Consider the following 9349-nt stretch of genomic DNA (forward strand, 5'->3'; position numbering starts at 1 on the left):
ACCCCACACCACGGATATTTTTGATGACATTTTCTGGCATTTTTTTACGCAAGTTATGAATGTGAACTTCGATAGCGTTGTCACTGCTGCCTTCGTCCCAACCATGAAGCGCTTGTTGCAATAGCTCTTTGCTCATCACTCGCCCTGCTTGAGTGATCAAACTGGCGAGAATTTTATATTCATTGCGCGTCAGTTTAAGGGGTTGCTGACGATATTCAATCTCCTGTTTGGAAAGAGAGAGGCTCAGATCACCAATCGAAATCAGAGCCTCGGCGCTGCCCGAGCTGCGACGAATGATAAGCCGTAGACGTGCCAGTAGCTCTTCTAGCGCAAAGGGTTTACCTATGTATTCATCGGCTCCACCATCTAACCCTTTGACGCGATCGCTAATATCATCACGCGCCGTTAGGATCATCACAGGCAGCGAATAACCAGCGTTTCTAATGCCACGCAACACCTCAAGACCATCCATATCCGGTAAGGTTAAATCCAAGATCACCGCCGAAAACTGTTCAGTTTTGAGCGCACACGCCACGCCGCCACCTTTTTCTAGCCAATCCACCGTATAGCCTTGGCGAGTCAACGCCACCTGCATTGACTCGCCCAATTGTTTGTCATCTTCGACTAATAATAAACGCATACGTTATTTTAAATTCTCCAACAAAAGGGCAATTTCTTGCTGACGCCCAGCATCGGCAATCGCTCTTTGTGGCCTTGCTGGTGCTTGTTGTGCTTGCAACAGGTACTTTCTTGCTTCATCGGTTCTGCCTTGCTCGGCAAGAAAATCACCGTAAAAATAGTTGGCATCAATTCCTGTCGGGTTAATCAGCAGCGCTCTTTGCAGCAACTCTTCCGCTTTAACGTCGTCGCCAAAAGCCACTGGCCAGCCGGGCACTTTGTAATATAAGGTGCCTAAACTCGTAAAAGCCGAGCCATCTAAAGTATTAGGCGCTTGATCGATAACCTCTTCGTACAATAATTTCGCCTCTTTCACTAAAGATAGCGCACCCAACCCACCTTTTACGCCCGCTAATGAGGATTTATTGATGGCAAGCCACACTTTGAGTTCTGGGCTGTTGCTTGATTGCATCTCTAAGGTGTTACGCATAATGACACGTTCAAAACAACGTTCTTGATCATCGCTCGACTTCATTTTGTATTGGCATTTGGCCCAATCAGATTGAACCTGAGCTAAAGGGGTGATCGCAAAAGCGAGTGTCGTGCTTACCGCAAAGATGACCAATGCACTGGCCCATTTAAACACAGTTTTCATATGTTGTTCTCCTTGAATTATCACGCTTTAACGGTTCAAAAAGGCAAGAATGGTCGCTTGCTGCTTTTTAATTGCCGACGAAATCACTGCAGGCCATAGTTGATTTAATCGCACCAATACTTTTTCAGGCCAGCCAATCCAGCGAGTTGTTGATTCGCTTTCGAGCATACTAAGCACATGTTGGGCAACAACCTCTGGCTCATCACAGTGGTTGCCTACGGCTTGGTTGAACTGGTTCACCGTGTCATTATTCAGCTCGGTATTGGTCGCTCGCGGCGCTAGGTAGAGTACCTTGATACCCGTCCCCTCAAGCTCACGCTGCATCGCTTCACTAAAACGGTGCAACCCTGCTTTGGTAGCGCAGTACGTTGCATAACCTGGGTAACCAATAGCCCCTAAACTTGAGCCAATATTTAAAATAATCCCCGGTTTATTCAACCAATGTATCGCCGATTGAGTCAGTTGCATCGGAGCAAGTAAATTCAAATGCAGCTCCTGTTGCACTGAAACTGCGGTTCGTCTGGCTAATAAGCGAAACTGGTTGATGCCCGCATTATTGATCACCACACTGATTCGTTTCTGGCCCATAAAAAAGCGCTGAATGAAGGTGTTGATCTGCTCTATTCCTGACTCTGTGCTTAAATCTGCACTCAAAATCAGATGCTTCTCAGGCATGGGTAGCGTTTGCCGAAGTTGCTCGAGTTTTTGACCATTACGAGCCACCAGAACTAGACTGGCTCCTTGCTTAGCAAGCAGCAATGCGATGCGTTGCCCGATACCACCGGAAGCGCCGGTGAGTAAAACATGTTGATGATTAAGATCCATATTGCGACCTTACACCTTGCGAAGCTAAATCTTGCGAACCTGCATGTACCATTGACTCGCAAGGAAGCGGTAGTTCTCGCAGCATCTGCCCATACAGATCAAACACCATGTTTGCAGAGCGGATGATGGCCTCTTGATCGGATACACACTGAATGTTGTTCATTAACGATTCAAAAAAACGGATGTGCCCTTGGTCAAGTTCACTGTGCGAAGTGAGATAGGTCATCGCCGCATCAGGAAGCTCCAAACGCTGTTTGACTAACCGTGCGATATTCCCACCGACACCCACACTGGTTCCTTCAAGTACCCACACCATACCAAATAAGCTCAACGGGTTAGCGCGATCAATCTGGTGATAGAGATACGCCACCATGAGTTCGATGGAAGCGCTGACGCGCCCAGCGCCCTCATTATGACGCACTGCATCCACATCACCACCGCACGCTTTAATATCGTTCAAGATCCACTCTTGGTGGCCTTTTTCTTCATCGATGTACTCGGCAATCGCCGTTCGTACCCACTCATATTCATCGCCTAAGCGGCTGCCACATGCCATCAGCAGTGGCACCGTATGTTTAACATGGTGATAAGCTTGAGTGAGAAAACGAATATACATCTCTAGGCTGATCTCTCCTCTTGCGCAGGCATCAAATACCGGAGCTTGCAACATCTGCTGCTGTGCTGGCTCAGTTTGTGTTTTTAAAATATGGAAAAATTTGCTCATTTTAAAGCTCCTCAGCCATTGAATAGAAGGAAGGAATAGAGATAAAAACCGTCTGTGGATTAGTGGTGTGGCACGCCAAGCGAGCCTCTTGCAGTGCGTTTTCAATAGCTAAGCGTTTTGGGCGACCATTAGCGGTCAGCCACTTTTGCCAGCAGTGAATATCGCTCACCAACCAAAGCTGCGTGATGTGTGCGTAATCGGGCAACACGCTATTGAGCTGTTGCACGCGCGTAACGAGATCAGGTAAAGGACTGTCACTGACGGCCGTGAGGCCTGCCTGCCCGTCGCCCACCACCACAAATCGATGGTGTGCAATCAAAGCCAATGCTTGAGATTCAATCCACTCAGGGGCCACGTTACGCCCAAAACTGGTGATGATGAGGTTCTTTTTACGCCCGATGATGGTTAAAAAACCCTCATCATCGATTGTGGCCATATCGCCAGTTGACAACCACTCGTGGCTAAACGGCTCACCTAAATACCCCAAAGCCGTGTTGCCTTTAACTAACAATTCGCCATCTTGTGCCAGCGAAACCTGAAGATGAGACAGCACCTGTCCGCACGACCCCGGCTTATTTTGTTGGGGTGTATTCATACTCACGACCGAAGCACTTTCAGACAAACCATACCCTTCAAAAGCGGGAATGCCGAGTTGGCGAGCTGCGTCAATTAATTGGGGAGCCACTCGCGCCCCGCCCACGGCAACCCAGCGTAAAGGCAGCGCAAGAGCTGGGCTCTGCTTGACGACTTCAATTAATGCCAGCAATAGCGCAGGCGTTAGCACCAAGCTTGACGGCTGAAACTGTTGTAGTGCGAGTGCGAACGTTGCACCACAGAACTGGCTAGAACCGGTCAAACCTACTTCGCTGCCACAGACGACTGTTGATGTCACACCCAGAACCAAAGGAACATACACACCCGTGATGTTTTCTAACAAGGTTGAGAGAGGCAGCATCACGAGGTGACGCTCAACTTGCGCGGACATTTTCTCTGCGATCGCCAGCGTGACCGCTTGCATGTTTTCGTCACTCAAACACACCCCTTTCGGCGTTCCGGTGGACCCAGACGTAAAGGTGATTTTTTGCGTCAAAGGCAACACCTGTGCTGATGGATTCGCCAAATAGACAAAAGCAGGTAGATGGCTGAGCGTTGAGAAAGGTTCACCTAGCGTTGGCCAATCACCTAAGCAAACATCAACCCCCGATTCATACAGTAAGTGTTCAACCTGTGCCTTGCTAAAGAAAGTAGGTACAGGAACGAGCACTATTTTTGCGTGCATGGCCGCAAGGTCGATGATCACCCAATCCAAACTATTTTCAGCTTTTAATGCAATACGCTGAACCTGCCACTGGCACAATGTGCGTGCTGTGGCTTCCACTTTTTCTAAGAGCTGTTGATAGCTCAGCGCTATCTTTTCTTGTTTGGCATTGTGCCCAATGAAGGCAATGCTATCTGGCTTTTGCTGCGCATGTTGATGAAGCGCCGATAAAATTCGGTTCATAGCAAAGGCCTCACGCTTGTTTCTGGTTTAAATGAAATCGGTTGAGCAACGCCAGCCCCTGCGCCAAATTTCCCGCTAAAATTCGAGGGCTGTGTTGGTAATAACTGCCCCAAATTTGGTTGGCGTTAGGAATGCAAGATGCTGACGCTTTCGCGATCAATGTCGGTTGTAAACCAAATCGACGCATCAAAGCATGCAGTGGATCCGTTGCTGTAAAAACGCACCATTCATATCCTAAATCAACCAGCTGTTGAGCGATCAAAGTAAAGTGCAGCGCCGATAAACCACGACCAAAAGAGGCCAGTTGGCCAAATTCAATCAAAGCACTTCGGGATACTCGGCAATCAAAACGCTGCGATAAAATTTCATCGGCAGGTTGGTCAAGGTATTGTTCGAGAAATAGAGGCTCTTGCTGCGCTACGCGAAAACCACATACGGATTTCATTTCGTCATGATCAAGCAAAGCTAAATAAGCAGGCATAAAAGTAATAAGGCGTGCATCAAACGCTTGCTGATAACGCTCGCGCACAAGGTGTATGGCTTCCAACCAGCGAGGATGAGAAGGATCAATTACGGCCAATTGCAGATCAGATGCTGAGCGTATGGTTTTCATCGGCATTTCCTTTTTGCTTACTCTGTAAACAAAAATAACGGACGTAACTTAAGAATCCCTTAATAAGAGATTTTTTCTTCAACTCAATGGATGAGGAGCCGTTGAATATCCGATACCACTTAGCTCACTCGCAAATGTGTGGCCAAATCTGAAGTGAACGATTTTTCTAAATTAGCCTGTCACGGATTGGCTTAGATACGGAAAATTATCATTCTCTACTATCGCCATTTGTATTGGTTCTAACACGGAGACATCTTGCGTTTCTCTTATAATTATAATTTATCATTTTTATAATTACTGATAATTTTATTTAATCCATCAATCTCCATATACTCCCATCTATCGAAACGAAGCCAAAAAATCAAAGGTATTAGGAGCGAATTATGAAAATGAATCACGTCGGTATTATGGTTGGCAATATGGATAAAGCTGTTGAGTTCTACACTCAAGCTTTGGGTTTAAAAATCGTCATGAATAATACACAAGTTATTGAAGAGCGAGAGTCAGCGATTGGCCGCATGTGTATTGCTGTTTTTGGTGAGGGTTTCAAAGGTTTCAATATTGCACATCTAGTAACAACTGATGGTATTGGTGTTGAATTGTTTGAAATGAAAGAGCGCGAAGAGCGTCACGAAGTAGACTTCTCTCGCCTTGGTATCTTCCACTTCTGTCTACAAACCGACGACTTTGAAGGCGCGATTAAGCGCATTGAACAATATGGCGGTAAAGCGCGTATGGATATCATGCGTTACCACCCAGAAGATGATAACAAGCTCGCTAAAATGATTTATCTAGAAGACCCATTTGGTAACCTATTTGAGCTTTACTCGCACTCATACGAAGAAACTTATGCCTCTGATTACGAATAGTCGATCTGTGATGCATTAATAAAATTTCAAGGGCAGGTAGCACAACCAGCCCTTTTTGGTTTCTATTGCAAGGTCAGCTATGAAGCTTTAATGCTAATATCATCTGCTTATGTGAGGTTCAATCAAGTCAAACAACCTTAAAAGAGTGATCAATAACATCAATGACTTGCTCATAACGCCTAGCAAGAGGTGAGTTAAGTTTGCTAACCAAGTAAACAGGTTCTTGTATATCTGCAGTAATGTTGAATATTTTTAGCTGCTCTTTATCCGCGAACAAGTTAACGCACCATCGAGGAACTACTGTAAAACCAATCCCTTTAGCTATAGGAACTAATATTTGGTGCACTTGGTTAATATAGCTTTGCGTCGGAACATCTTCCAAATCGACTAGACGAAGCAAATCATTATTCGCTTGATTGACATATGTTTGGAAGTAGTGAGCAAAATCTGGATGACGAACGACTCCCAATTCTATTAACAAGTCATTTATAGGCAAGCTTTCGTCTGCGGACAGTGGCAATACAAGAGCAAGACACTCCGCACCAACAATACGGCTCGCGAAATATTTAGGGTTAGGTTCTTTTGTCACTAGACCTATATCCAGTTTCCCCTGCAATATCTGCTCAAATATACGATGGTTTGGTGTTGCTTCTAACTCAATGGATAAGCCTGGATAACTCACTTGCAAAGAAAGTAATTGTGAATAAATCAGCCACGCGAAGGTCCCCGAACAGCCTATAGTACAGCGACCACGGAAAGGTTCGTCGTGTGCTAGATTCTGTAATAACTCAAACTCTTCTTCAAAGTGTTTGACAGCATAATCGTAAACTTTCCGCCCATAGATTGTTAACTCAAATTTCTTGTTAAATCTCTTTATCAAAGGATAACCGCAGGCAACTTCTAGTTTATTTATGTGCTGGCTTACCCCAGGTTGCGTCATATGGAGTAACTCAGCCGTTTTAGTAAAGTGCCCAATATCGACTAATGTTTTAAAAGTGTTTAACCAAATAGGATTGAGCATAGTCATAAACCAATAGTTATTAATAAATCAACTTTCAATAATAATTGATTATAAATGAATCAGCATGTCTTTGGACAAAATGTATGTTTCAGATTGCAATATGATAAAACATTATTGCATTAGCTTTTGAAACGAAGAAATCGGGAGTGTACGGATAAAGTTTGTCAGCGACAAAAAGGGTGGAGGCCCCAGCCACATCCCGGCACACACGTCGCCTGCTGCGGCTGCTCCCTTCCGGGCCTGACCGAGTTCACAAGTTAGTGTTGCGGGAGGACCAGAGCCTCCATTGATTTGTTTTCTTGGCTTGCTGGCCAAAGAGTGCGGCGATTATCAAGCATCATAGTAATGATTGCAAGCCGAAATCCCAATGGATGGAAGCTTTTTGTTTTAAGTGAACACCATTTGAACAAATCTTCTATTTTCTCTTCTACTCAATAAAATAGGTGGACTATTTTAGCTCTTGTTTGAACTTCTGATTATCTTGAGAAGAGGTTTTGTATTATCTCGTTGACCGCTACGGTGGTGCTTACTTTGGTACATGGCAATATCAGTTTGGTGCAATACTTCTTCTAGGCTCATGAAATGATCTCTGTAATTCGACACTCCAATTGCCACATTGACTTTTATGTTTAAATTTCGAGCAGAATCGCTGTAGGTAAAGGACTCTAACTGCATTAACACAGGCTCAAGCTTCTCATCACTATATTGCCCAATCAGGATAAACTCATCACCCCCGATTCGGTAACTACGACCACGCCAAATAGAATCGATGCGGCTGGCAAGTGCTTTCAATACCTCATCCCCCACTTCATGACCATAGTTATCGTTTATCGGCTTAAAGTTATTCACATCTAAATAAATCAAGGTTAGATCGCTGTTTAAGCCTCTCGAATAACGGCGATATAAAGCTCGGCGATTACGCAGCTTGGTTAAATTATCGGTAACAGATTGTGAGTGTAGATAGAAAGCGACCACTAACAAGAAGCCAAATACCAACGTAAACAGCCATTGAGTGTGGCGTGAAAAAGTTTTCTCGGCCGCTAACGTTGCTCGCCAATTCGGTTGATAATCATAGGTGTTGATGATTTTCTGCGTATCAATCATCTTAATAGCACGAGTAAATAAAGGAGCCAGCGAAGCGCCCATGCTATTTTTGGGAAAGCCCATTGCAATCTCAGACGAGTAAAAACTGCCGATAAATAGATCTTCCTCCAACGGCAATAAGTTATCCGCTTCGCGCAATATTTGGTTAAAGTTAGCACGGTTTAGAACGATGTAATCGACCTCCTTACCGAGCAAGGCTTTGACCAATTCATTTTGAGTTTTATAAACATGTAGCACTTTATTGGGCAGCATTTTTCCTAACAGCTCTTCAAAGAAATCTTCTTTAATCACGCCGATGCGCTCAACAATTAATTCCGACACATTGCTGTAAACATTGTCTTTGTAATTTTCACGTTTGATCAAGACGGCTTCAGGCTGGTAATACGTGTCACTAAAATAAACGTCGGATTTTCGTTGTTGAGAGACGGTAACTGGTACTAGGATATCAATGCGTTTATTGACCAAATCGGCATACATACTCTCCCACGTTTCGTCTGGCTGGCTGGCCAGTTCGCATTTGAGCAACAGAATGTCACATGCTTTAAAAACAATGTCCGCGTTTATTCCTTTCACTTTACCATCGTGCTGATACTGAGCAAATTGGCTGATGTTCTCCAATTTTACTTTTAACGGTCGCTGCACGTTTAAGCCACTATCGATGACGGATTGACGCAACGCCTGCTTGCGGATATCAAATTGGTATTTTTGTACTGATTCTCTAAGCAGTTTTTGTACCGACGCTGAGTGTACATATTCTTGAATTTTGTTGAGTAATAAAGTGTTGTGCCCTTTTGGCGTAATAATGGCAACCGGCTGAATAGGCAGTTGGTCATTAAGCAATTGAGCATCGAGCCCTGCCATCAACATCGGCTTTAATTGATTAATCGCGTCTACGACCACATCGACTTCAGCCGTGCTTAAAAGTTCTTTGGCACGCCGAGCACCATCATACTCAATCTGTATAATATGAGGAAAATAAGCTGCAATCAGCTCACCATAAATCGTTCCTTTGGGAACCCCGACCCTCGCCAGATCGGTTAACTGTACGTTGCTGTGGCTAAATGCATAGGTATATTCAATATTGGTAGGACTTGAGAAATCAAAGCGTTGAGCACGCTGTTCGGTGTAAGTCACATTGGCTGCAAAATCGCTCTCCCCTTGTTCGATAGCGGTCAAGATCGCATCAAAGCTGGGGTAATTAACATAGTCAATCTCAAGGCGAAATTGGTAAGCAATGGCATCAAACAAAATACGCGTGACAACATCGTCCGCTTCTGTCGCTACTCGATATGTTTTAGCGTTGATTATGGGAGCACTGATGACGCTGTGTGCCGCCGTTGCTAGCCATAAAAGACCTATTAGCCGAAATGCACGAACCATGACGTTTATATTATTGTAATGAGAGGTGAGCATCATATA

The 9349-nt window shown here is 44.6% G+C and carries 9 protein-coding genes and 1 other RNA gene; 1 reads left to right on the forward strand and 9 read right to left on the reverse strand.

Features of this window, described 5'->3' with window-relative positions:
- From AACT21_RS02430 to AACT21_RS02455, 6 genes are all read right to left on the reverse strand, one after another.
- The coding region (locus AACT21_RS02430; RefSeq protein ID WP_094163781.1) for a response regulator at positions 1-640 on the reverse strand (640 nt) is incomplete at its 3' end.
- Positions 641-643: 3 nt separating this feature from the next.
- Complete coding sequence (locus AACT21_RS02435; protein ID WP_176428669.1) at positions 644-1273, reverse strand: tetratricopeptide repeat protein; 630 nt, start codon at positions 1271-1273, stop codon at positions 644-646.
- Positions 1274-1300: 27 nt separating this feature from the next.
- Positions 1301-2098 (reverse strand): SDR family oxidoreductase, encoded by a 798-nt coding sequence (locus AACT21_RS02440; RefSeq protein WP_094163783.1) that lies wholly within the window; start codon positions 2096-2098, stop codon positions 1301-1303.
- Positions 2088-2822, reverse strand: a complete 735-nt coding sequence (locus tag AACT21_RS02445; RefSeq protein WP_013856451.1) for a TenA family transcriptional regulator — start codon at positions 2820-2822, stop codon at positions 2088-2090. Before AACT21_RS02445 ends, AACT21_RS02440 begins: the two co-directional genes overlap by 11 nt.
- Before the next feature lies 1 nt (position 2823).
- Positions 2824-4323: an AMP-binding protein gene (locus AACT21_RS02450; protein ID WP_094163785.1), complete on the reverse strand. Its 1500-nt coding sequence runs from the start codon at positions 4321-4323 to the stop codon at positions 2824-2826.
- A gap of 10 nt (positions 4324-4333) precedes the next feature.
- Positions 4334-4942, reverse strand: coding sequence for a thermostable hemolysin (locus AACT21_RS02455; RefSeq protein ID WP_013856449.1), 609 nt, complete (start codon positions 4940-4942; stop codon positions 4334-4336).
- A gap of 377 nt (positions 4943-5319) precedes the next feature.
- Here AACT21_RS02455 and AACT21_RS02460 point away from each other — a divergent pair, with 377 nt between their 5' ends.
- Positions 5320-5805: a VOC family protein gene (locus tag AACT21_RS02460; RefSeq protein WP_094163786.1), complete on the forward strand. Its 486-nt coding sequence runs from the start codon at positions 5320-5322 to the stop codon at positions 5803-5805.
- Positions 5806-5932: 127 nt separating this feature from the next.
- On the opposite strand, the gene AACT21_RS02465 is transcribed toward AACT21_RS02460, so the two are convergent.
- The 3 genes from AACT21_RS02465 to AACT21_RS02475 form a co-directional block, all read right to left on the reverse strand.
- Positions 5933-6832, reverse strand: coding sequence for a LysR family transcriptional regulator (locus tag AACT21_RS02465; RefSeq protein ID WP_094163788.1), 900 nt, complete (start codon positions 6830-6832; stop codon positions 5933-5935).
- Positions 6833-7009: 177 nt separating this feature from the next.
- Positions 7010-7106: signal recognition particle sRNA small type (gene ffs, locus AACT21_RS02470), an RNA gene on the reverse strand.
- A 173-nt stretch (positions 7107-7279) separates the two neighbouring features.
- Positions 7280-9346: a GGDEF domain-containing protein gene (locus tag AACT21_RS02475; protein WP_094163790.1), complete on the reverse strand. Its 2067-nt coding sequence runs from the start codon at positions 9344-9346 to the stop codon at positions 7280-7282.
- Positions 9347-9349: the final 3 nt, after the last annotated feature.

It is taken from the genome of Vibrio sp. V08_P9A1T1, from assembly GCF_963874405.1.
GTDB lineage: Bacteria > Pseudomonadota > Gammaproteobacteria > Enterobacterales > Vibrionaceae > Vibrio > Vibrio anguillarum.

Excerpts from the sequence above, each read along its gene's own strand:
- AACT21_RS02435 (WP_176428669.1), bottom strand. The coding sequence starts at position 1,273 with ATGAAAACTGTGTTTAAATGGGCCAGTGCATTGGTCATCTTTGCGGTA.
- AACT21_RS02440 (WP_094163783.1), bottom strand. The coding sequence starts at position 2,098 with ATGGATCTTAATCATCAACATGTTTTACTCACCGGCGCTTCCGGTGGT.
- AACT21_RS02445 (WP_013856451.1), bottom strand. The coding sequence starts at position 2,822 with ATGAGCAAATTTTTCCATATTTTAAAAACACAAACTGAGCCAGCACAG.
- AACT21_RS02450 (WP_094163785.1), bottom strand. The coding sequence starts at position 4,323 with ATGAACCGAATTTTATCGGCGCTTCATCAACATGCGCAGCAAAAGCCA.
- AACT21_RS02455 (WP_013856449.1), bottom strand. The coding sequence starts at position 4,942 with ATGCCGATGAAAACCATACGCTCAGCATCTGATCTGCAATTGGCCGTA.
- AACT21_RS02460 (WP_094163786.1), top strand. The coding sequence starts at position 5,320 with ATGAAAATGAATCACGTCGGTATTATGGTTGGCAATATGGATAAAGCT.
- AACT21_RS02465 (WP_094163788.1), bottom strand. The coding sequence starts at position 6,832 with ATGACTATGCTCAATCCTATTTGGTTAAACACTTTTAAAACATTAGTC.
- AACT21_RS02475 (WP_094163790.1), bottom strand. The coding sequence starts at position 9,346 with ATGATGCTCACCTCTCATTACAATAATATAAACGTCATGGTTCGTGCA.